This is a genomic window from Peribacillus sp. B2I2 (assembly GCF_041261685.1).
In the GTDB taxonomy this organism is placed as follows: domain Bacteria; phylum Bacillota; class Bacilli; order Bacillales; family DSM-1321; genus Peribacillus.
On record NZ_JBGCCB010000001.1, the window covers coordinates 1,609,496 to 1,631,150 of the forward strand.

Below are 21,655 nucleotides of genomic sequence, written 5' to 3' on the forward strand. Positions count from 1 at the left end.
TATGGATATTGCATCCGTCATCGTGGATGTACCTGCTAAACAAACGGATCGAGAATTTGACTATCGCATACCTGAAAAGTGGAACCAAGTCATTAAGCCCGGCATGCGAGTCATCGTGCCATTCGGTCCAAGAATGGTGCAGGGATTCATCACCGGTTTAAAAGCTGAAAGCGACTTTGCGAAATTACGCTATATAAAAGAACCAATGGATTTGGAGCCCATCCTTAATGATGAATTGCTTAAGCTTGGTGACTGGTTGACCAAAGAGGCCATGTGTTTTAAAATTTCAGCGCTTCAGGCCATGCTTCCGGCAGCGATGAAAGCGAAATATGAAAAAGTGATCAATGTCATAGAAGATAAAAAGAATCAGCTCCCGCCCTTCATTCAAAATCTTTTCGGAAAGAACGATTCAATATCTTGGAAAGAAGTGATAGAAGGGGAGAATGCCTCCCTTTTTCAAAAGGAAATACAAAATGGCAATCTAGAGCTCGTGTATAATGTGAAAAACCGTCTTAACAAGAAGACCGTCCGTGTCATTAAATCTTTGCTTTCCTCTAAGGAACTGACAGAAATGGCGTCGTCCATTTCCAGTCATGCAAAAAAACAGCAGGAACTCCTTCAATACTTTATAGAACATCAAGAGCCCGTTCCGTTAAAAGAATTGCTTGAATTGATCAATACATCAAGCGGTACGGTCAAAGCCCTAGTGTCAAAAGGGGCCTTGGCGGAAATGGATCAGGAAATATACCGTGACCCTTATGAGAACCGTGTGTTCGAAAAATCCAATCCCTTTACTTTAACGGATGAACAAGCGGCTGCCTTGAAGCCCATCCATGAGAAAATACATCATGATGAACATGATGTTTTCCTTTTATATGGTGTAACCGGCAGCGGGAAGACGGAAGTGTATCTGCAGGCAATTGCCTCTGTCATTGAAAAAGGGAAGGAAGCCATCATGCTGGTACCTGAAATCTCCTTGACGCCACAAACGGTGAAGAGGTTCAAGGAACGATTCGGGGAGCAGGTTGCTGTCATGCATAGCGGTTTATCCGTAGGTGAAAAATATGATGAATGGCGGAAAATTCACCGTAAAGAGGTAAAAGTGGTGGTGGGCGCACGTTCAGCCGTATTCGCTCCGTTTGAAAACCTGGGACTGGTCATCATTGATGAAGAGCACGAATCCAGTTATAAGCAGGAAGAAACGCCAAGGTACCATGCCAGGGACGTTGCAATTGAAAGAGCAAAATCATATAAGTGTCCGGTTATACTTGGTAGCGCCACTCCGACACTTGAATCTTTTGCTCGAGCCAAGAAAAACGTTTATAAATTACTGACCCTTAGCCAGAGGATGAATAAAAATGCATTGCCAGCAGTCGATATTGTAGATATGAGGGAAGAACTAAGGACCGGGAATCGTTCCATGTTTTCGGAGCTGCTCTTCACCAAGCTGAAAGACCGGCTTGAGAAGGGGGAGCAAACCGTCTTGATGCTAAATAAACGGGGACATTCTTCCTTTGTGATGTGTCGAAGCTGTGGATTGGTCATCAACTGCCCTAATTGTGACATTTCACTCACCTATCATCGCTTTAATGATATAATGAAATGCCATTATTGTGGATTTGAAGAGGGAATGCCTTCCGTTTGCCCAGAATGCGAAAGTGAACATATAAGGTTCTTCGGTACAGGCACTCAAAAGGTTGAAGAAGAGCTTGCGAAAATCCTCCCTGATGCACGGGTAATAAGAATGGATGTCGACACGACGAGTAAGAAGGGTTCACATGAGCGGTTGCTGAATGCCTTTGGTGAAGGGAAGGCCGATATATTGCTAGGCACTCAAATGATTGCCAAGGGCCTTGATTTTCCTAATATCACACTTGTTGGAGTCCTTTCAGCGGATACGATGCTCCATCTGCCTGATTTCCGTTCTTCGGAAAAGACATTTCAGCTGCTGACACAGGTCAGCGGAAGGGCAGGACGTCATCAGCTTCCGGGAGAAGTGGTCATCCAAACCTATACGCCTGAGCACTACAGCATCGAGCTTTCTGCCTTGCAGGATTATGATGCTTTTTATGAACGGGAGATGCATCTGCGCAGGCAAAGTCATTACCCTCCATATTATTACGTTGTCCTTATAACCGTTTCACATGAAGACTTAATGAAGACCGTGAGTGTCACTGAAAAAATCACCAATTATTTAGGCTCACGATTGAATCGGGATTCTATCGTTCTCGGTCCCGTTGCTTCACCCATTAGTCGAATCAACAATAGATATCGTTATCAATGTCTGATAAAATACAGACGAGAGCCGGACCTTAATCAGCATTTACGTACACTTTTAGAGCATTATCAAAAAGAAACGGCTCAAAATCATCTGCAGATTTCAATAGATTTAAATCCACAGATCATGATGTAATTGTTTAGGCGATGGATGATTACCGCGAGCTGTTCAAGTTTGCGTTTTTATATAATGAAGTGTTGTTTTTCATATCTAGGAGGTTACCTTTAATTTTGGCTATTTTACCGATTGTCTTGTTTCCTGAAAAAATTTTACAACAAAAATGCGATAAAATAACAAGTTTTGATAAGAAATTGGCAAAGCTGTTAAATAACATGTACGAAACGATGGTGGAGGCGGATGGCGTTGGGCTTGCAGCACCTCAGGTTGGCGTGAAAAAGCAAGTGGCCGTCGTCGAAATAGAGGAAGGATCAGGTGCAATCGAACTGATTAATCCAGAAGTGCTGGAAGTGGAAGGCGAACAGACGGGTGTTGAAGGATGCTTGAGCTTCCCGAGTTTATATGGTGAAGTATCGCGACCATACCGCATCAAAGTCCGTGCGCAAGACCGAAAAGGATCTTTTTTCGAGATAGAAGCGGAAGATTTCCTCGCAAGGGCCCTACAGCACGAAATCGATCATTTGCAAGGAGTTTTATTTACAAGTAAGGTTTCCCGCTATATTTCGGAAGAAGAGTTAGAAAGGTTTGAAGAAGAATGACAAAAATCATCTTTATGGGAACACCGGACTTTTCAGTGCCGGTATTGAAAAGAATCATTGATGAAGGGTATGACGTGATTGCTGTCGTCACACAGCCCGATCGTCCAGTTGGCCGTAAAAAGGTGCTAACGCCGCCGCCAGTTAAGGTCGAAGCCGAAAAGCAGGGGATTCCCGTTTATCAGCCCGAAAAAATCCGTGAAAAAGAAGAACTTGAAAAGATCATTGCATTGAATCCTGATTTAGTGGTGACGGCGGCTTTCGGACAAATCCTTCCGAATGAATTGTTGGATGCACCTAAGTACGGATGCATTAATGTACATGCCTCCCTTCTTCCTGAACTGCGTGGAGGGGCGCCCATCCATTATTCCATTTTACAGGGGAAAGAAAAAACTGGAATAACCATCATGTATATGGCGGAGAAATTGGATGCCGGGGATATATTGACTCAGGCCGAAGTAGCCATAGGGGAAGAAGATAATGTCGGTACACTGCATGATAAATTAAGCAAGATAGGGTCCGACTTACTAGCAGAGACATTGCCGAAACTTTTAAATCAGGAGTTACAGGCGATCAAGCAAGATGAGGATCAAGCGACTTTTGCGCCTAACATTAAACGGTCGGAGGAAAAAATCGACTGGTCGAAATCAGGAGAAGACATCTATAACCATATACGTGGCCTGAATCCTTGGCCTGTTGCGTATACAACCTTGGACGGATCCATTTTAAAAATTTGGCAGGCAAAGAAACTGGAAGATAGCAATCTGGCCGTACCGGGCGCGATAATTGATGTGCAAAATGATGGTTTCATCGTTTCGACAGGTAATGAGACGGCAATACTAGTTACTGAACTGCAGCCTTCGGGAAAGAAAAAAATGCCGGCGAAAGATTACTTGCGCGGAGCCGGGTCGTTCATTAAAGCAGGCATGAAGTTAGGAGAACAGAATGAAGCAAACTAAAAAGGGAGTACGTGAAATCGCTCTCGATATTTTGGAATCTGTAGAGAAAAACCAATCCTACAGTAACCTATTACTGAACAACTTGATTAACAAGCACCAGTTATCCGGTGTGGACAGCGGTTTACTTACAGAAATAAGCTACGGTACCATACAGCGGAAGATGACTTTGGATTACTATTTGAAACCGTATATTAAACAACCTAAAAAAACGCAAAGCTGGGTAATCAATTTACTTAGACTTTCCATTTATCAAATGGTCTATTTAGATAAAGTGCCAGATCATGCAATCATTTTCGAGGCTGTTGAAATTTCCAAAAAGCGTGGACATAAGGGTACATCTTCAATGGTCAATGGCGTGCTTCGTAATATTCAAAGAAATGGTGTTCCTTCCGTTGATGATATCAAAGATGATCTGGAGCGGCTTTCCATCGAAGTAAGTCATCCAATTTGGTTGGTCAAGCGTTGGGTAGAGCAATTTGGTTATGAAAAAACCAAGGAAATGTGTGAAATCAACTTAACTGCACCATTACAGACGGGACGGGTAAATTTAAAGAAGATTTCACGCAGTGAAATAATCAGCATATTAACGGAAGAAGGATATGATGTTGAAGCGAGTGAAGTCGTTCCCGAAGCAATCGTCAGCTATAAAGGTAATCTTGCTCATTCAGAAAGTTATAAATTGGGATATTTATCGATTCAGGATGAAAGTTCGATGCTTGTCGCCCATGCATTAGGTGCAAATGAAAATGATGCTGTACTCGATTGCTGTGCTGCACCCGGAGGGAAAACGACACATATCGCAGAAGGCTTGACCACTGGACAAGTATATGCACTTGACCTTCATGAACATAAGGTCAAGCTCATTAAAGAGCAGGCGGAGCGCCTGAAACTCAGAAACAATATTAAGACAATGGCCCTCGATAGCAGAAAAGTGCAAGAACACTTTAATAAGGAAGGGTTTGACAGGGTCCTGATCGATGCACCATGTTCCGGATTGGGAGTCATGCGCCGGAAGCCTGATGTTAAGTATACAAAAACAAAAGATGATATAATGAAACTCTCAAGCATACAAAAACAATTATTGGAAGCGGCTGCCCCGCTCGTAAAGCAAGGCGGACGGTTAGTATATAGTACCTGTACGGTGGATAAAGAAGAAAATGACCAAGTCGCTGCAGCATTTTTGGAAAGCCATCCTGATTTTGAAAGCGATGCAACCTTGTCTACAAGAATGCCTGAAAGCGTTCAGCCATTTATCGAGGGTCATACGCTGCAAGTTTTTCCGCAATATTTTAGCAGTGACGGATTCTTTATTGCGAGTTTTAGAAAGAAGGTGCTGTAATGGCAGAAATCACTAAATCATCAAGAGTAAGAAAAGACACAACACCAGAAAAACCATCAATCTATTCATTGGAGCTACACCAAATTAAAGAATGGCTCATTGAAAATGGTGAGAAGGCATTCCGGGCCGATCAAGTATATGACTGGCTTTATAAAAAGCGTGTTTCCAGTTTTGAAGATATGTCCAACCTTTCGAAATCTTTACGGGATAAGCTGGAATCACAATTCACCTTCACTACATTGAAAACTTTGATTCAGCAAACGTCCAATGACGGAACCATGAAGTTTTTATTTGAACTCCATGATGGGTATTCGATTGAAACGGTGCTGATGCGCCATGAATACGGAAACTCCATTTGTGTGACGACACAGGTAGGCTGCAGAATTGGCTGTACATTCTGTGCGTCAACACTTGGCGGATTAAAGCGAAATCTTGAATCGGGGGAAATTGTTGCCCAGGTCGTTAAAGTTCAGCAAGCACTTGACGAAGTGGAAGAACGTGTTAGTTCTGTCGTTATCATGGGAATCGGTGAACCGTTCGATAACTACGATAATATGATGTCATTCTTAAAGAATATAAATCATGAAAAGGGCTTGAACATCGGGGCACGTCATATTACGGTTTCCACAAGTGGAATCATTCCTAAAATCTATAAGTTTGCAGAAGAAAGCATGCAAATCAACTTTGCTGTTTCCCTTCATGCACCGAACACGGAATTGAGAAGTAAATTGATGCCGATCAACAAGGCCTACAAACTGCCAGACCTGATTGAAGCCATCAAATATTATACAGAAAAAACAGGGCGCCGTGTAAGTTTTGAATATGGTCTATTCGGCGGCGAAAATGATACAGTGGAACACGCCGAAGAATTAGCGGATTTGATAACCGGGATAAAATGCCATGTCAACTTAATACCGGTTAACTATGTACCTGAACGCAACTATGTACGTACACCTCGGGACCAAATTTTTGAGTTTGAAAAAACATTGAAAAAGCGCGGCATTAATGTAACGATCCGTAGGGAACAAGGCAGTGATATTGACGCAGCCTGCGGCCAGCTTCGGGCCAAGGAGCGCAAAGAAGAGACGAGGTGATCCTATGAGGGCAATATTTAAAACAGACCGTGGAAAAGTCCGCCAGCATAATGAAGATAATGGCGGAATTTTTAAGAACTCGGAAGGCGTTCGCCTTGCCATCGTTGCAGATGGCATGGGCGGCCACCGTGCCGGGGATGTAGCCAGTGCAATGACGATAGACCTTTTGAAAAAGAGCTGGGAAGTGTCCCGCGGGATCGATACGGCAAATGATGCCGAGGATTGGCTGAAACAGCAAATCTTCTTGGTCAATCAGTTGCTTTTTGAACATGCCGAAGCGAATACGGAATGTAAGGGCATGGGGACCACGGTTGTTGCTGCCATTTGCACCGATAAGTTTGCTACCATTGCCAACATCGGGGACAGCCGATGTTATTTGTATAATGAGAGCGGTTTTAAGCAGGTCACGGAAGATCATTCACTTGTTAACGAATTGGTCCGTTCTGGGCAGATTTCGAAGGAAGATGCTGAGAACCACCCACGAAAAAATGTTTTATTACGAGCCTTGGGGACAGAAATGCAAGTTGAAATGGACATTACGACGGTCATTTTCGAAGAAAATGATTTACTATTGCTTTGTTCGGATGGTTTGACGAATAAAGTGAATGAACAGGAACTTGAAGAAACTGTAACCAATGGGCAGCCACTTGAAGAAAAGGCAATTTCATTAATAGATAAGGCCAATCACTACGGTGGGGAAGATAATATCACCCTTGTGCTTGTTCAATTTACTGAAGAAAGTGAAAGCAGGTGAATTGAATGTTGATTGGTAGAAGAATCAACGGCCGTTATAAACTGATCCAGATGGTCGGTGGCGGCGGTATGGCAAATGTTTACCTTGCAAGGGATATGATTTTAGATAGGGATGTTGCATTGAAAATCCTTCGCATGGACTTTAATAATGACGAAGAGTTCATCAAGCGCTTCAATCGGGAAGCTCAATCGGCAACCAGTTTGGCCCATCCCAATATCGTAAGTATTTATGATGTTGGTGAAGAAGATTCCATCTATTATATTGTAATGGAATACGTGGACGGTTTTACACTTAAGCAATACATACAAAAATATTTTCCAATTCCAGTTGATGAAGCATTGGATATCATGAAGCAAATCACGGCAGCAATTTCTCATGCCCATCATAATGGGATCATCCATCGTGACATCAAGCCACAGAACATTCTGATTGATAAAGAAGGAACCGTCAAGATTACGGACTTTGGAATTGCACTGGCCCTAAGTGCAACGAACATAACTCAGACTAATGCAGTCCTAGGGTCAGTTCATTATTTATCTCCGGAACAGGCCAGAGGCGGGATGGCCAATAAGAAATCGGACATTTATTCACTTGGCATCGTCATGTTTGAATTGCTGACGGGGAGATTGCCTTTTTCGGGTGAATCAGCCGTTTCGATAGCTCTTAAACATTTACAATCGGAAACTCCTTCGCCAAAACGCTGGAACCCTGAAATACCTCAGAGTGTGGAAAATATTATCTTGAAAGCGACAGCCAAAGATTCATATTACCGCTATGAGAGCGTAGACTCAATGGAAGATGACATGCGGACGTCACTTAATCCTGAGCGTTCGAATGAACTTCCTTTTGCGATTCCTGAAGATCATGATGCAACAAAAGCCATCCCCGTCATCACGGATGATCAGCTTTCAAGCATCGATGAGACAATCATTAGGGGGCCTGAAAAAAATACTTTAGTCTATTCGGATGATGGGGAAAGTGAATCAGAAGTAGAGAGTAAATCGAAAAAGAAACAGAAGAAACAGAAGAAACAGAAAAAACAAAAAACGAAGTCGAAACAAAAAGATAAAAAACGAAAGAAAATGCCTGCCATTTTGGTGACCACCTTTTTAGTTCTGGCCCTGATTGCTGGTACATCTCTTTTATTACCTTCTTTGTTTGTTTCCAAGGAAGTGACGATCCCTGACCTAAAAGGGAAAGAATTGGATGATGCCATTACTGAATTACTTGAATTGGATTTGGTCATCGGAGACACGATTGAGATTGAAGATGAAGAGGTTGAAGCGAGTCTTGTGATCAAAACCAATCCTAAAGAAGGTAAGACGGTCAAGGCCGGAGCAGAAATCGATATTTATCAAAGTATTGGTAAAGAAACGATTTCATTGTCCAGCTATGAAGGACGGGATTACTCAGATGTAAAATCCCTGCTTGATAAAATGGGTTTTAAAAACATAAGCGTGACCGAAAAATATGATGACAGTGCTGCCGGTACGATCATAGAACAAACGCCTTCTGGTGCCACTGAAATCGTACCATCTGAAACGGAGCTTGAGCTAACGGTAAGTAAAGGGGAAGACCTATTGAGCTTGAAGAACTTAACAGGGTTCAATGAAGCTGGCCTTAATGATTATTCCAGTGAAAGTGGAATAAAGATCGATGTGGAAGAAGAAGTTTATGACGATTCCGTTGCAGAGGGGCTTGTCATTTCCCAGTCTCCAGAACCTACTACGAAGGTGGAAAAGGGCAGTACGGTGAAAGTGGTCATTTCGAAAGGGAAAGAAGAGATTCCTCCTAAGAATGTGACGGAGGAAATCAAAATCGAGTATGACCCGGTTGAACCAGGCAAAGCGCAAAAGATCCAAATCTTCATAGAGGATATCAACAATAGCATGACGGAGCCTAAAGAATCATTCTTTATCGTGGAGGATGCCAAGCGAACGATCGAATTAACGGTTTCCCCAGATAAGAAAGCAGGATATAAAGTCATGCGTGATAATCAGGTCATCATCGACCAAGCCGTCTCTTATCCAGAATAAATTTAATAATTAGGAGTGTGGTTATGCCCGAAGGAAAAATTATCAAAGCATTAAGTGGATTTTATTATGTCCTTGAAGGTGAAGAAGTCTATCAATGCCGCGGACGGGGAGTATTCAGGAAAAATAAGGTGACGCCACTTGTAGGTGATTATGTTGTTTTTCAAGCGGAAAATAAAACGGATGGGACCGTGACCGAAATAAAACCGCGAAAGAATGAATTGATCCGGCCACAAATTTCAAATGTAGACCAAGCCATCCTAGTCTTTTCGGCAGTGGAACCTGATTTCAGTCCAGCATTGCTTGATCGATTTCTCGTACTTATCGAAGATAACGAAATCGAACCCATTATCGTCGTGACTAAACTTGACTTGGTTACTTCTGAAAACCAAAAGAAACTGTCTCAGTATATCAAGGACTATCAGAAACTTGGCTATACTGTACTGGAGACATCTTCAGTTACCGCTGGAGGCATTGAAGAACTAGTGCCGTATTTAGAAGGGAAAACGAGTGTATTTGCTGGTCAGTCAGGTGTTGGGAAATCGTCCTTGCTGAATGCGATCAATCCTGAATTGGCTTTAAAGACGGATGATATTTCGTCACACCTAGGACGTGGGAAGCATACGACACGCCACGTTGAATTGATTCATATTGGCTCTGGGCTTGTCGCGGATACACCAGGATTCAGTTCACTTGAATTCATGGAAATGGAAGCTGAACGGTTATCCTATTGCTTCCCGGAAATGCATAAGCATGGGGAAGACTGTAAATTCCGGGCTTGCCTGCATGATAAAGAACCGAAGTGTGCTGTGAAGGAAGCGGTTGAGACAGGGGAAATTCCACATTATCGATATGAACACTATATGCAATTCTTAGAAGAAATTAGAGATAGAAAGCCGAGGTATTAAAATGGTTAAAATCGCACCATCCATTTTATCAGCTAACTTTGCAAAATTGGGAGAAGAAATCATTGATGTTGAAAGGGGCGGAGCGGATTTAATCCATGTAGATGTCATGGATGGGCATTTCGTGCCGAATATTACGATAGGCTCCCTGATTGTAGACGCTATCCGGCCGGTGACAAAGCTTCCGCTGGATGTTCACTTAATGATCGAACAACCTGATCGTTATATCGAGGCGTTTGCGAAAGCTGGAGCCGATTATATAACTGTACATGTAGAGGCATGCACTCATTTGCATCGGACAATCCAATTGATTAAATCTTTTGGTGTAAGGGCTGGCGTGGTGCTTAACCCAGCCACTCCGGCTTCCTTGATCCAACCCATAATCGAAGATATTGACATGGTATTACTGATGACGGTTAACCCAGGTTTTGGCGGGCAAAAGTTCATTTCATCCGTACTGCCCAAAATTGCTGAAGTGAAGGCGATGGCAGAAATGCATAACCAAAATCTAGAAATAGAGATTGATGGTGGAGTAAATGAAGAAACGGCTAAACTATGTATTGAACAAGGGGCGACAATCCTAGTGGCCGGCTCGGCAATATATAATCAAGAAGATCGACACGCAGCGATTCAAAAGATTCGGGGAAAGTGATATAAAGCCGACACTATCGTATTCAAATGATAGTGATCGGCTTTTTTTATCAATTATACAAAACATCTTGTATATGAATATACATAGAAAAGGATGATTACGATGATTATTAGTATAATGGCTGGAGGTCCGGAATGTTTTTGGCCAGATTTAACAAGGTATATAGAGATGACTGATCTATGGGTCGGGGTTGACAGGGGAGTATGGGCATTGCTTGAAGAAGGTATCGAACCTAAGTGCGGATTTGGGGATTTTGATTCAGTTTCGGAAAGTGAATACAAGAAAATTGAGCAAAGGCTGGAACAAATCAATTTATATTCATCGGAAAAGGATGAAACCGATTTAGAAATCGCATTTAAATGGGCAATAGGGAAAAAACCAAGTGAAATTCACATATTGGGCGCTACAGGAGGAAGAATGGACCATTTTCTTGGTAATATCCAGCTGCTCCAAAAAGAAAGTGTCCTCCCTTATCATGGTGACATTGATATATACATAGTTGATAAGCAAAATATATTTACAGTAAAAACAGCGGGGGCATATGAAGTCACCGCTTTGCAAGATAAGAAATACCTGTCATTGCTCCCTGTAACGGCAGAAGTCACCGGCATTACACTTTCGGGTTTCAAATACCCTCTGAGTGATGCAAGCTTGGAAATAGGTTCGACGCTTTGCATCAGCAATGAACTAATTTCCGAATCTGGGAATGTTTCATTTGAGAAAGGCATATTAATGGTGATAAGAAGCAGTGATTAAAATTCATGCTTAGAGCAGATTCGGATATAATTACGATCATCCTATATCCGCTTAAAAGCTTATGTTGTAATAGAAAAATTCCACTTCATCTTTATTTGTGGGATGCAAAGAGGAGGGGCATGATGAAATTTTATACGATTAAATTGCCAAAAGTTCTGGGCAGTTTGGTAAGGGCTATGCTCGGAGCGTTTAAAAAAGGCTGATACTTATCTCCATGACACCTCTCAAATTCAGGGAGGTGTTATTTTTTTCGGGATTTCTGGGGGAATGATAGGGGGTTGGCCATCCATTAATGGGAGATGACTTCTTTTCCTGATGCAGACTGTACCTTATCAACGAAATTAAAACCATCCCCATTAAAATGCAGGCCATTACAAGTAAAAAGGCATCCTAAGAGGATGCCGTAACATTATACGCGTTCTACTTTGCCCGATTTAAGAGCTCTTGCAGAAACGTATACACGTTTAGGTTTACCGTCAACTAAAATACGTACTTTTTGAAGGTTAGCGCCCCATGTACGCTTGCTAGCGTTCATTGCGTGAGAGCGGCTGTTACCAGAACGAGTTCTTCTTCCAGTGATTACACATTTACGTGCCATGTTAAATTCCCTCCTAACTACAACAAGCTTAAGTTATTCGCAGTCGTCTTAAGTCTTTGTAAAATACTTTAATAATTTATCATACCTACCGATAGAATGCAATACTTCAGTTCATTACTTTCAAGAAAAAAACCTTGACATACCTACTTGAAAATTGAAATATATAAAGTGCCGTATGACATTTACTTTTAAAACCATGGACATTATAGTAAAATGTCTTTAGTTGACTTGATTTTTTGGGAGGGAAAAGAAAATGTCTATCGAATTACAAACGAAATATGGACAAATTGATATCTCTAATGATGTTGTCGCTACTGTAGCAGGCGGCGCAGCTGTGGATTGCTACGGAATTATAGGAATGGCTTCCAAAAAACAATTTAAAGACGGCATTGCCGAAATTTTAAGAAAAGAAAACTTTACTAAGGGTGTAATAGTCCGTCAAGAAGAGGAAGAAGTTCATATCGATATGTATATTATCGTAAGTTATGGAACAAAAATCTCGGAAGTTGCACATAATGTGCAATCAAAGGTAAAATACACTCTGGACAAAACTGTAGGATTAGCTGTTGATTCCGTTAACATTTTTGTACAGGGAGTTCGTGTGACGAACCCTTAAGTATAGGAGGAAAGTTTTGTGTCAATTACAAGTTTAAACGGAAAGCGCTTTGCAGAAATGATCATTCAAGGTGCCAACCATTTAGCGGCTAATGCCCAAATGGTTGATGCTTTGAATGTTTTCCCAGTTCCAGATGGAGATACTGGAACGAATATGAATTTATCGATGACTTCCGGAGCGAAGGAAGTGCAAAATAACGTCCAGGAGCATATCGGGAAAGTGGGTACATCCCTATCAAGAGGACTGCTAATGGGTGCACGCGGCAATTCAGGTGTTATCCTTTCGCAACTTTTCCGCGGTTTTGCTAAAGCGATTGAACATAAATCGGAAATCAATAGTGAGGAATTTGCCCAAGCATTTGAAGCAGGGGTTCAGACAGCTTATAAAGCGGTAATGAAACCTGTTGAAGGAACCATTTTAACGGTTGCAAAAGATGCAGCCAAGCAAGCGGTTTCATCAGCATCAAAGCACCAAGACTTTATTCAGGTAATGGAAGAAATCGTTACGGAAGCCAATGCTTCATTAAAACGCACTCCTGAGCTACTTCCAGTCTTAAAAGAAGTGGGGGTCGTTGACAGTGGCGGGCAAGGGTTGGTGTTCGTTTATGAAGGTTTCCTTGCTGAGCTTAAAGGGGAAGCCCTTCCAGTCCGATCTGCAAATGGACCAAGCATGGATGACATGATCAGTGCCGAACATCACATGAACGTACAAGGGCATATGAACACGGAAGATATCGTATATGGTTACTGCACGGAATTCATGGTCCGATTGGAAAGTGAGAAACTTGCCAATAATTCGTTCGATGAAGAAAAATTCCGAAATGATTTAAGTGAATACGGAGATTCTTTATTAGTCATCTCAGATGATGAAGTCGTCAAAGTACATATTCACTCTGAACAGCCTGGCACGTGCCTGAATTATGGCCAGCAATACGGTAGTTTAATCAAACTGAAAATCGATAATATGCGTGAACAGCATACTGCGATCGTAGGTGAAACGAATACACCGCTTCAAACGAAACCGTCCACCAAAGAGAAGTATGGTGTAGTGTCCGTAGCGATGGGTGCTGGCATAAGCGAGTTATTCAAAAGCATCGGCGCTAAGTCCGTCATCGAAGGCGGACAAACGATGAATCCTAGCACAGAAGATATTGTTAAGGCTGTCGAAGAGGCATATGCGGATCATGTCATCATCTTGCCTAACAATAAAAATATCATCATGGCGGCCAATCAAGCTGCAGATGTACTTGGTGATCATGTGACTGTTATTCCAACGAAAACAGTACCACAGGGAATGGCGGCATTGTTGGCTTTCAACCCTTCACTTGATGCTGAAGAGAATAAAAAAGCGATGATCGAAGCCCTTTCACATGTGAAAACGGGCCAGATTACTTATGCTGTCAGGGATACCAACATAGACGGTCTTGCAATTGAGACCGGGGACTTCATGGGAATTGCTGAAGGAACCATCAAAGTGAAGGATAAAGACATGACTCAAGCGGCAAAAGACCTTCTCTCCGATATGATTGATGAAGATTCCGAAATCCTTACCATTTTATATGGAGAAGATGCAACAACAGAAGAAGTAGAAGGTCTTGTTGCGTTTTGTAATGAGAATTTCGAGGACGTTGAAGTTGAAGTCCATAATGGGAAACAACCTTTATATTCTTTTATTTTTTCAATTGAATAAGTTGAGAATCATGAAGATAAGGGAGATTTAATCGTCTCTTTGAAGGATCCAGAAAAAAATAAAAGGCAATAAACTGCATATGTCATTAGGCTATGCAGTTTTATTTTTTATGAAATGAAGGATTAGGGACAGCACGCTTGGAATTACAATAAATATGGCGTTATTATTAAACTAACTCCCAGTGTTTCCTTTGGGTTCAGTTCTAAAGAAGGAGGAGCAATTCATGAAATTTAGAAGTGTATTCGATATAATTGGTCCTGTTATGATTGGTCCCTCTAGTTCTCATACAGCAGGAGCTGCGAGAATCGGAAGGGTTGCCAGGAATTTATTCGACCGGGAACCAAAATGGGCCCATATTTCTTTTTACGGATCGTTTGCCAAAACCTATAAAGGCCATGGAACGGATGTAGCCATTGTAGGAGGCTTACTTGATTTTGATACATTTGATGAGAGAATTAAAGAATCGCTGGAAATAGCCCGCAAAAAGAAAATGAAAATTACTTTTCGCGAAGAAGAAGCCGTACCGGAACATCCCAATACAGCAAAAATAACGGTGGGCGATGATGATGGCGAACTGGAACTTGCCGGAATATCGATTGGCGGGGGAAAGATTGAAATCATCGAATTGAATGGGTTTAAATTGAGGCTATCTGGCCACAATCCTGCCATACTCGTCGTTCATGATGACCGATTTGGTGCCATTGCCAATGTTTCAAACATTTTAGCTAAGCATCAAATCAATATTGGCCAGATGGAAGTCTCCCGTAAGGAGAAAGGGAAGATGGCCTTGATGACCATTGAAGTGGACCATAACTTGGAGGACCACGTCATCGATGAAATTACAGCACTCCCCAACATCACCCAAGTTGCGAGGATTGTTGATTGATAGGGCAATCGTTTCCACTTAGGAAGGAGAAGATATCATGTTTCGGAATGTAGCGGAATTAATAGAATTAGCTGACTCAAAGCAGAAAAAAATATCAGAACTGATGATAGAACAGGAAATGGAAGTAACGGGAAAAAGCCGTGAACAAATCATCCATCAAATGGGAGTCAACCTGGATGTGATGGAGCAGGCTGTGGAAAAGGGACTCCAAGGTGTGCGATCCGTTTCCGGGCTTACGGGCGGGGACGCAGTCCTTCTTCAGAATTACATTAAATCCGGAAATTCCTTATCCGGTGAAATGCTGCTGGATGCTGTCAGCAAAGCCGTGGCAACAAACGAAGTGAACGCAGCCATGGGAACGATTTGTGCGACACCCACTGCCGGATCAGCGGGTGTTGTGCCTGGAACCCTCTTTGCTTTGCAAAATAAATTAAAACCTAATCGGGAACAGAAAATTGAGTTCCTATTTACAGCAGGGGCATTTGGTTTCGTAGTAGCGAATAATGCTTCGATCTCTGGAGCTGCAGGGGGCTGTCAGGCGGAGGTCGGTTCTGCTTCGGGCATGGCAGCTGCAGCCATCGTTGAAATGGCAGGAGGAACACCGGCACAAAGTGCAGAAGCAATGGCCATCACATTAAAGAACATGCTTGGTCTTGTATGTGACCCTGTTGCTGGGCTTGTGGAAGTACCTTGTGTGAAGCGGAATGCCATGGGGGCAGCTAATGCTATGGTTGCCGCAGATATGGCTTTAGCGGGGATTACAAGCCGCATACCGTGTGATGAAGTAATTGATGCGATGTACAAAATCGGGCAAACGATGCCATCTGCTCTAAGGGAAACTGCACAAGGAGGTTTAGCGGCTACACCGACTGGACGGGAGTTGGAAGCGAAAATCTTTGGCTTGCCGCTGAATAAGAAGTGAACTCCACTTTACAGGAACCCATAACGGCAGTTAAAGGCATTGGGGGAGAAACGGCAGCAGCTTTGGAGGAAATGGAGATCCATACCGTCGCGGATCTCCTTGAGCACCTTCCCTATCGCTATGAAGATTACCGATTGAGGGATTTAGAAACGGTTGAGCATGATGAGAGGGTTACCGTAGAAGGAAAGATTCATACGGTGCCCACTTTAGGTTACTTTGGTAAGAAAAAATCCAGGCTTACTATTAAATTATTGACTGGGAGATATTTAATAAATGTCATTTTTTTTAACCAGCCATATCTGAAGCAAAAGCTTGCGATAGGCGAAACCGTAACGGTAACTGGAAAATGGGATCGGCATCGCCAAACCATTACAGGATCGGAATGCCATGTTGGTGATCATAGCCGGGAGAAAGAGTTCGAACCTGTGTATTCAGTGAAGGGCAGCATTACTGTTAAAGGGCTGCGCCGCTTTATCTCCAATGCATTTTCCCAGTATGGGACATTGATCGAAGAAAATCTGCCCATACAATTGTTGGCGACATACAAACTGATGCCGCGTAACGATGCTCTTCGTACCATGCATTTCCCTCTATCGGCCAATGATGTGAAAAAGGCACGACGCCGTTTTGTGTATGAAGAATTTTTATTGTTTCAACTTAAAATGCAGGCGCTTCGTAAAGTGCAGCGAGAGCAGTCAAAAGGAATTGGCCAGGAGTTTGACGAGAAGCAAGTGGAAAAATTCGTTGAAACTCTTCCTTTTCCTTTAACTAATGCTCAAAATAGGGTTGTCGAGGAAATATTGAATGACATGAAATCTCCCTATCGGATGAATCGTCTACTTCAAGGGGATGTCGGGTCAGGAAAAACGGTGGTGGCCGCCATATGCCTGAAGGCGACGATTACAGCAGGTTTCCAAGGTGCTCTTATGGTCCCGACGGAGATTCTGGCTGAGCAGCATACACAATCCCTGAAAGCCATGTTGGAACCCAGTGGAGTAAAGGTCGCATTGTTGACTAGTTCGGTAAAAGGCAAGAAGCGCAAGGAACTATTGCAAATGCTGGAATCCGGGGAACTCGACCTTTTAATAGGAACTCATGCATTGATACAGGATGAAGTGAATTTTCGGAACCTCGGTCTTGTCATTACGGATGAACAACATCGTTTCGGAGTGGAACAGCGTCGGATCCTTCGTGAAAAAGGTGCAAATCCAGATGTCCTGTTCATGACGGCAACACCGATTCCACGAACGCTCGCAATTACAGTATTTGGAGAAATGGACGTCTCCACGATAGACGAAATGCCGGCTGGTCGTAAAGCGATCGAAACCTATTGGGCGAAACACCAAATGCTTGATCGGATCTTGACTTTTGTCGAAAAGGAACTAAAGCAAGGGAGACAGGCATACATCATCTGTCCATTGATTGAGGAATCGGAGAAACTTGATTCTTTACAAAATGTTCTTGATGTTCATGCAATGCTTACACAGTACTTTGCGAACAGGTATAAAGTGGGACTCATGCATGGGCGTCTGCCAGCTGATGAAAAAGACGAAGTGATGCAGCAGTTTAGTGCAAATGAAGCACAAATCCTTGTCTCCACGACGGTTGTCGAAGTTGGGGTGAATGTTCCTAATGCAACGGTAATGGTCATTTATGATGCGGAGCGCTTTGGGCTTTCACAGTTGCATCAGTTACGGGGAAGGGTTGGACGGGGGAGTGATCAGTCCTTTTGCATCCTCCTGGCTGATCCGAAAACGGAAGTCGGCAAAGAACGGATGAAAATCATGACCGAGACAAACGATGGTTTTGCCCTTTCCGAGAAAGATTTGGAACTTCGGGGACCTGGGGACTTCTTCGGTAAAAAACAAAGCGGTCTTCCTGAGTTCAAAGTAGCGGACATGGTCCATGATTACAGGACCCTGGAAGTGGCAAGGGTGGATGCAGCAAAATTAATTGCCTCACAAAGCTTTTGGCATTCCCCGGAGTATGCGCCGCTTCGGAACTATTTAGAGGGAACGGGCGTATTTACGGGAGAAAAACTGGACTGAACCGAGTGAAAATCAATAACAGATTGTGAGATTTTCCACAATATCTTGCAATCTGTTTTTAAAATATATATACTACTATTAGTACCTAGTCATAATACTACGGATGGTGACCTTCAAATGCGAAGAAATAAGAAGGAACGCCAGCAATTATTAATCGAAACGATTAAACAGAATCCTTTTGTAACGGATGAGGAGCTGGCTGAAAAATATTCCGTGAGCGTCCAGACTATTAGGCTTGACCGTCTTGAATTATCGATACCGGAACTGCGTGAACGTATTAAAAACGTGGCCGAGAAGAAATTCAGTGACGAAATCAGGGCATTGCCTTTGGATGAAATCATCGGGGAAGTAATTGATCTTAATTTAGATGACAATGCAATTTCGATTTTGGATATAAATAAAGAGCATGTCTTTAAGCGGAATGGGATTGCAAGGGGACATCACCTTTTTGCCCAAGCAAATTCATTAGCTGTAGCGGTCATAAATGATGAACTGGCATTAACTGCAAAAGCATCCATTTTATTTACTCGTTCTGTAAAGGAAAATGAAAGAGTGGTAGCTAAAGCGAAGGTTAAAAACGTGGACCACACCAACGATCGCTCCGTGGTGGAGGTTAGAAGCTACGTGGGTAATGAACTGGTTTTTAAAGGCGAGTTCGAAATGTATCGCTCTTAACTTTCTAGTAAAGGATGAAAGAAAATGAAAATAACAATAGATGCAATGGGTGGCGATAATGCTCCCAAAGCACAGGTTTTGGGAGCAATGAAAGCTGTCGAGACTTTTTCCGATGTGGAAATTACCTTGGTGGGAAATGAAAGAGAGATTAACCAATACTTAGCGAAACACGGTCGAATAAAGGTTGTACATACTGATGAAAAAATATTAAGTACCGATGAACCGGTTCGTGCGGTTCGCCGCAAGAAAAGCGCCTCGATGGTATTGGCGGCACAACAAGTCGCTGACGGAGAAGCCGATGCGTGCATTTCTTCAGGCAATACCGGTGCGCTAATGGCTGCAGGCCTGTTTGTTGTTGGAAGGATAGAAGGCATTGAACGTCCGGCTTTAGCTCCCACCCTTCCGACAATCGATGGTAAAGGTTTTGTACTTCTGGATGTAGGTGCGAACTCCGATGCGAAACCGGAGCATCTGCTTCAATTCGCCATAATGGGTTCTGTTTATACCCAAAAAGTGCGGGGAATTGAAAAGCCCCGTGTCGGATTACTTAATATTGGAACGGAAGAAAAAAAGGGGAATGAACTGACTAAGCATGCCTTTACATTATTACAGCAATCACCGGAGATATCCTTTATAGGTAACGTAGAGGCCAGGGACCTCCTAAATGGGCCTGCAGATGTTGTCGTAACGGACGGATTCACGGGAAATATGGTGTTGAAGACACTAGAAGGTACTGCTATGGGTGTATTTAAAATGGTGAAAACGGCCTTGATGAGCAACATCAAGAGTAAGTTGGCTGCAGCAATGGTAAAGCCTGAACTAAAAGGCATTAAAAATAAAATGGATTATTCGGAGTATGGCGGTGCTGGCCTATTCGGTTTGAAGGCCCCTGTCATTAAGGCGCATGGTTCTTCAGATGCGAACGCAGTCTATAATGCAATACGCCAGACTCGCGATATGGTTGGCAATGACGTCATATCGACCATTGCAAAGACGATAGAAAAACAATAATAAATCTTAGTAGAGGCAGGGGAGTAACAAATGGGTAAAATTGCTTTTGTCTTTCCAGGACAAGGTTCACAGTCAATAGGAATGGGCCATGGCTTATTTCAGGAAAACGAGCGTGCTCAGCAAATTTTTCGAACAGCTGATGAAAAACTTGATTTTCCACTTTCCGAACTGATCTTTAACGGCACACAACAAGAATTAACGGTAACCTATAATGCGCAGCCAGCTCTATTGACCACGAGTTATGCCTTTGTCAAGGAGTTGCAAGAAGCGGGAATCAAACCCGATTATACAGCAGGGCATAGTTTAGGTGAATATACAGCTTTAGTGGCATCAGGTGCAATTTCTTTTGAAGATGCCGTTTATACTGTGCGTAAGCGTGGTGAATTCATGGAAGCTGCGGTACCGAATGGTCAAGGCTCAATGGCTGCGATACTGGGAATGGACCGTGAAGCTCTATCTGAAGTGACTTCTGAAATAACGGCCACAGGGGAATCCGTCCAATTAGCCAATATTAATTGTCCGGGGCAAATCGTCATTTCAGGTACTTCAGAAGGGGTTAAACTTGCAAGTGAAAAAGCTAAGGAGAACGGGGCTAAACGGGCTCTTCCTCTTGAAGTGAGTGGACCGTTCCATTCGGAGTTGATGAAACCGGCTGCAGAAAAGTTACAGGGGGTCCTAGATGAAGTTAGCTTCAAACAGGCAGAAATTCCTGTCATTTCAAATGTAACGGCCAAGCCGATTACTGCACCTGCTGAAATAAAAGAAAAATTAATCGAACAGCTGTATTCGCCGGTACTTTGGGAGGACAGTGTAAAAAATCTCCTTGAATTGGGCGTGGATACGTTCATCGAGGTTGGCCCTGGGAAAGTATTGGGTGGATTAATTAAGAAAATTGATCGTTCCGTTCAAATTCACTCGGTTTCCGATATAGATACACTAACTAAAACTATTGAAACATTGAAGGGGGAACAAGCATGATCCTCGAAGGTAAAAAAGCACTTGTAACGGGAGCTTCACGAGGTATTGGCAGGGAAGTTGCTTTAGAACTTGCCCGTCAGGGAGCAGACGTTGCCATCAACTACTCTGGCAGTGAAGCTAAAGCGAATGAAGTGGTGGATGAAATCAAGGCATTGGGCCGTAAAGCATTTGCCGTCCAATGCGATGTTGCAAATAGTGAATCTGTGACAAGTATGATCAAGGAAGTTGTCGAACAGTTTGGCAGAGTCGATATTCTGGTTAATAATGCCGGTATCACACGTGACAACCTATTGATGCGCATGAAAGAAGAGGAATGGGATTCGGTGATCAATACGAATCTTAAAGGAGTGTTCCTTTGCACAAAAGCAGTCACAAGACAAATGATGAAGCAGCGCAGCGGCAGGATCATCAATATGGCATCGATCGTCGGCGTCAGCGGAAATGCAGGGCAGGCTAATTATGTAGCGGCCAAAGCTGGTGTGATCGGCCTGACTAAAACTACGGCAAAGGAACTTGCTTCAAGAGGCATTACGGTCAATGCGATTGCCCCCGGTTTCATCTCGACGGATATGACAGGGGAATTGCCTGAAGACGTCCAAAAAGCCATGTTGGACCAAATTCCGCTTGCCCGGTTCGGTGACCCTAAAGATATCGCTGCAGTGGCGTCTTTCCTCGCTTCTGATGCCAGCAAATATATGACTGGGCAAACTCTTCATGTAGATGGCGGTATGGTCATGTAAGTTTCCTTT

Annotated in this window: 21 protein-coding genes; 20 read left to right on the forward strand and 1 reads right to left on the reverse strand. The window is 43.0% G+C overall.

The annotated features are described in order from the left end of the window. The first annotated feature begins 1 nt into the window (after position 1). The 11 genes from priA to spoVM all read left to right on the forward strand — a co-directional run bounded on the left by priA (position 2) and on the right by spoVM (position 11,686). Positions 2 to 2,413 carry a primosomal protein N' gene (priA, locus tag ABIE66_RS08185; protein ID WP_289324352.1) on the forward strand — a complete coding sequence of 804 codons (2,412 nt, stop codon included), beginning with the start codon at positions 2 to 4 and terminating at the stop codon, positions 2,411 to 2,413. Between the two features lie 95 nt (positions 2,414 to 2,508). Continuing rightward, entirely contained in the window at positions 2,509 to 2,994 is a 486-nt protein-coding gene (def, locus tag ABIE66_RS08190) for a peptide deformylase (protein ID WP_370014379.1), read from the forward strand. Next, positions 2,991 to 3,950: a methionyl-tRNA formyltransferase gene (fmt, locus tag ABIE66_RS08195; protein ID WP_370014380.1), complete on the forward strand. Its 960-nt coding sequence runs from the start codon at positions 2,991 to 2,993 to the stop codon at positions 3,948 to 3,950. The genes def and fmt overlap by 4 nt, the downstream gene beginning before the upstream one ends. Next, positions 3,937 to 5,289 (forward strand): 16S rRNA (cytosine(967)-C(5))-methyltransferase RsmB, encoded by a 1,353-nt coding sequence (gene rsmB / locus ABIE66_RS08200; RefSeq protein WP_370014381.1) that lies wholly within the window; start codon positions 3,937 to 3,939, stop codon positions 5,287 to 5,289. Before fmt ends, rsmB begins: the two co-directional genes overlap by 14 nt. Further along, positions 5,289 to 6,383 (forward strand): dual-specificity RNA methyltransferase RlmN, encoded by a 1,095-nt coding sequence (rlmN, locus tag ABIE66_RS08205; protein ID WP_289324356.1) that lies wholly within the window; start codon positions 5,289 to 5,291, stop codon positions 6,381 to 6,383. The genes rsmB and rlmN overlap by 1 nt, the downstream gene beginning before the upstream one ends. Before the next feature lie 4 nt (positions 6,384 to 6,387). Continuing rightward, complete coding sequence (locus ABIE66_RS08210; protein ID WP_370014382.1) at positions 6,388 to 7,137, forward strand: Stp1/IreP family PP2C-type Ser/Thr phosphatase; 750 nt, start codon at positions 6,388 to 6,390, stop codon at positions 7,135 to 7,137. Positions 7,138 to 7,142: 5 nt separating this feature from the next. After that, a complete protein-coding gene (pknB, locus tag ABIE66_RS08215; protein ID WP_370014383.1) occupies positions 7,143 to 9,173 on the forward strand; it encodes a Stk1 family PASTA domain-containing Ser/Thr kinase in 2,031 nt (676 codons plus the stop codon). 23 nt (positions 9,174 to 9,196) lie between these two features. Beyond that, positions 9,197 to 10,078: a ribosome small subunit-dependent GTPase A gene (gene rsgA / locus ABIE66_RS08220; protein ID WP_289317196.1), complete on the forward strand. Its 882-nt coding sequence runs from the start codon at positions 9,197 to 9,199 to the stop codon at positions 10,076 to 10,078. A 1-nt stretch (position 10,079) separates the two neighbouring features. Next, on the forward strand, positions 10,080 to 10,727 hold the full coding sequence (rpe, locus tag ABIE66_RS08225; protein WP_289317195.1) for a ribulose-phosphate 3-epimerase: 648 nt from the start codon (positions 10,080 to 10,082) through the stop codon (positions 10,725 to 10,727). A 102-nt stretch (positions 10,728 to 10,829) separates the two neighbouring features. Then, positions 10,830 to 11,483: a thiamine diphosphokinase gene (locus ABIE66_RS08230; RefSeq protein ID WP_289324359.1), complete on the forward strand. Its 654-nt coding sequence runs from the start codon at positions 10,830 to 10,832 to the stop codon at positions 11,481 to 11,483. Positions 11,484 to 11,605: 122 nt separating this feature from the next. Further along, the gene (spoVM, locus tag ABIE66_RS08235) at positions 11,606 to 11,686 is read left to right on the forward strand and encodes a stage V sporulation protein SpoVM (RefSeq protein ID WP_034313769.1); all 81 of its coding nucleotides are present in this window, start codon (positions 11,606 to 11,608) and stop codon (positions 11,684 to 11,686) included. A gap of 206 nt (positions 11,687 to 11,892) precedes the next feature. On the opposite strand, the gene rpmB is transcribed toward spoVM, so the two are convergent. Then, positions 11,893 to 12,081 (reverse strand): 50S ribosomal protein L28, encoded by a 189-nt coding sequence (gene rpmB / locus ABIE66_RS08240; RefSeq protein ID WP_034313767.1) that lies wholly within the window; start codon positions 12,079 to 12,081, stop codon positions 11,893 to 11,895. Between the two features lie 253 nt (positions 12,082 to 12,334). On the opposite strand from rpmB, the gene ABIE66_RS08245 reads away from it, so the two are divergent. From ABIE66_RS08245 to fabG, 9 genes are all read left to right on the forward strand, one after another. After that, positions 12,335 to 12,697 carry an Asp23/Gls24 family envelope stress response protein gene (locus tag ABIE66_RS08245; RefSeq protein WP_289324360.1) on the forward strand — a complete coding sequence of 121 codons (363 nt, stop codon included), beginning with the start codon at positions 12,335 to 12,337 and terminating at the stop codon, positions 12,695 to 12,697. 18 nt (positions 12,698 to 12,715) lie between these two features. Beyond that, positions 12,716 to 14,386: a DAK2 domain-containing protein gene (locus tag ABIE66_RS08250; RefSeq protein WP_370014384.1), complete on the forward strand. Its 1,671-nt coding sequence runs from the start codon at positions 12,716 to 12,718 to the stop codon at positions 14,384 to 14,386. A 223-nt stretch (positions 14,387 to 14,609) separates the two neighbouring features. Then, entirely contained in the window at positions 14,610 to 15,272 is a 663-nt protein-coding gene (sdaAB, locus tag ABIE66_RS08255) for an L-serine ammonia-lyase, iron-sulfur-dependent subunit beta (protein WP_370014385.1), read from the forward strand. A 37-nt stretch (positions 15,273 to 15,309) separates the two neighbouring features. Next, positions 15,310 to 16,194: an L-serine ammonia-lyase, iron-sulfur-dependent, subunit alpha gene (sdaAA, locus tag ABIE66_RS08260; RefSeq protein ID WP_289324362.1), complete on the forward strand. Its 885-nt coding sequence runs from the start codon at positions 15,310 to 15,312 to the stop codon at positions 16,192 to 16,194. Then, on the forward strand, positions 16,191 to 18,242 hold the full coding sequence (gene recG, locus ABIE66_RS08265) for an ATP-dependent DNA helicase RecG (protein WP_289324363.1): 2,052 nt from the start codon (positions 16,191 to 16,193) through the stop codon (positions 18,240 to 18,242). The genes sdaAA and recG overlap by 4 nt, the downstream gene beginning before the upstream one ends. A gap of 117 nt (positions 18,243 to 18,359) precedes the next feature. Next, on the forward strand, positions 18,360 to 18,917 hold the full coding sequence (gene fapR / locus ABIE66_RS08270; protein WP_289317188.1) for a transcription factor FapR: 558 nt from the start codon (positions 18,360 to 18,362) through the stop codon (positions 18,915 to 18,917). A gap of 24 nt (positions 18,918 to 18,941) precedes the next feature. Beyond that, positions 18,942 to 19,928, forward strand: coding sequence for a phosphate acyltransferase PlsX (gene plsX / locus ABIE66_RS08275; protein WP_370014386.1), 987 nt, complete (start codon positions 18,942 to 18,944; stop codon positions 19,926 to 19,928). Between the two features lie 30 nt (positions 19,929 to 19,958). Beyond that, positions 19,959 to 20,906, forward strand: coding sequence for an ACP S-malonyltransferase (fabD, locus tag ABIE66_RS08280; protein WP_289324364.1), 948 nt, complete (start codon positions 19,959 to 19,961; stop codon positions 20,904 to 20,906). Next, on the forward strand, positions 20,903 to 21,646 hold the full coding sequence (gene fabG / locus ABIE66_RS08285) for a 3-oxoacyl-[acyl-carrier-protein] reductase (protein ID WP_289317185.1): 744 nt from the start codon (positions 20,903 to 20,905) through the stop codon (positions 21,644 to 21,646). The genes fabD and fabG overlap by 4 nt, the downstream gene beginning before the upstream one ends. Positions 21,647 to 21,655: the final 9 nt, after the last annotated feature.

Bases quoted from the DNA above. Each gene is read 5' to 3' on its own strand.
- priA (WP_289324352.1), top strand. From the start codon at position 2: ATGGATATTGCATCCGTCATCGTGGATGTACCTGCTAAACAAACGGAT.
- fmt (WP_370014380.1), top strand. From the start codon at position 2,991: ATGACAAAAATCATCTTTATGGGAACACCGGACTTTTCAGTGCCGGTA.
- rsmB (WP_370014381.1), top strand. From the start codon at position 3,937: ATGAAGCAAACTAAAAAGGGAGTACGTGAAATCGCTCTCGATATTTTG.
- rlmN (WP_289324356.1), top strand. From the start codon at position 5,289: ATGGCAGAAATCACTAAATCATCAAGAGTAAGAAAAGACACAACACCA.
- ABIE66_RS08210 (WP_370014382.1), top strand. From the start codon at position 6,388: ATGAGGGCAATATTTAAAACAGACCGTGGAAAAGTCCGCCAGCATAAT.
- pknB (WP_370014383.1), top strand. From the start codon at position 7,143: ATGTTGATTGGTAGAAGAATCAACGGCCGTTATAAACTGATCCAGATG.
- rsgA (WP_289317196.1), top strand. From the start codon at position 9,197: ATGCCCGAAGGAAAAATTATCAAAGCATTAAGTGGATTTTATTATGTC.
- rpe (WP_289317195.1), top strand. From the start codon at position 10,080: ATGGTTAAAATCGCACCATCCATTTTATCAGCTAACTTTGCAAAATTG.
- ABIE66_RS08230 (WP_289324359.1), top strand. From the start codon at position 10,830: ATGATTATTAGTATAATGGCTGGAGGTCCGGAATGTTTTTGGCCAGAT.
- spoVM (WP_034313769.1), top strand. From the start codon at position 11,606: ATGAAATTTTATACGATTAAATTGCCAAAAGTTCTGGGCAGTTTGGTA.
- rpmB (WP_034313767.1), bottom strand. From the start codon at position 12,081: ATGGCACGTAAATGTGTAATCACTGGAAGAAGAACTCGTTCTGGTAAC.
- ABIE66_RS08245 (WP_289324360.1), top strand. From the start codon at position 12,335: ATGTCTATCGAATTACAAACGAAATATGGACAAATTGATATCTCTAAT.
- sdaAB (WP_370014385.1), top strand. From the start codon at position 14,610: ATGAAATTTAGAAGTGTATTCGATATAATTGGTCCTGTTATGATTGGT.
- sdaAA (WP_289324362.1), top strand. From the start codon at position 15,310: ATGTTTCGGAATGTAGCGGAATTAATAGAATTAGCTGACTCAAAGCAG.
- fapR (WP_289317188.1), top strand. From the start codon at position 18,360: ATGCGAAGAAATAAGAAGGAACGCCAGCAATTATTAATCGAAACGATT.
- plsX (WP_370014386.1), top strand. From the start codon at position 18,942: ATGAAAATAACAATAGATGCAATGGGTGGCGATAATGCTCCCAAAGCA.
- fabD (WP_289324364.1), top strand. From the start codon at position 19,959: ATGGGTAAAATTGCTTTTGTCTTTCCAGGACAAGGTTCACAGTCAATA.
- fabG (WP_289317185.1), top strand. From the start codon at position 20,903: ATGATCCTCGAAGGTAAAAAAGCACTTGTAACGGGAGCTTCACGAGGT.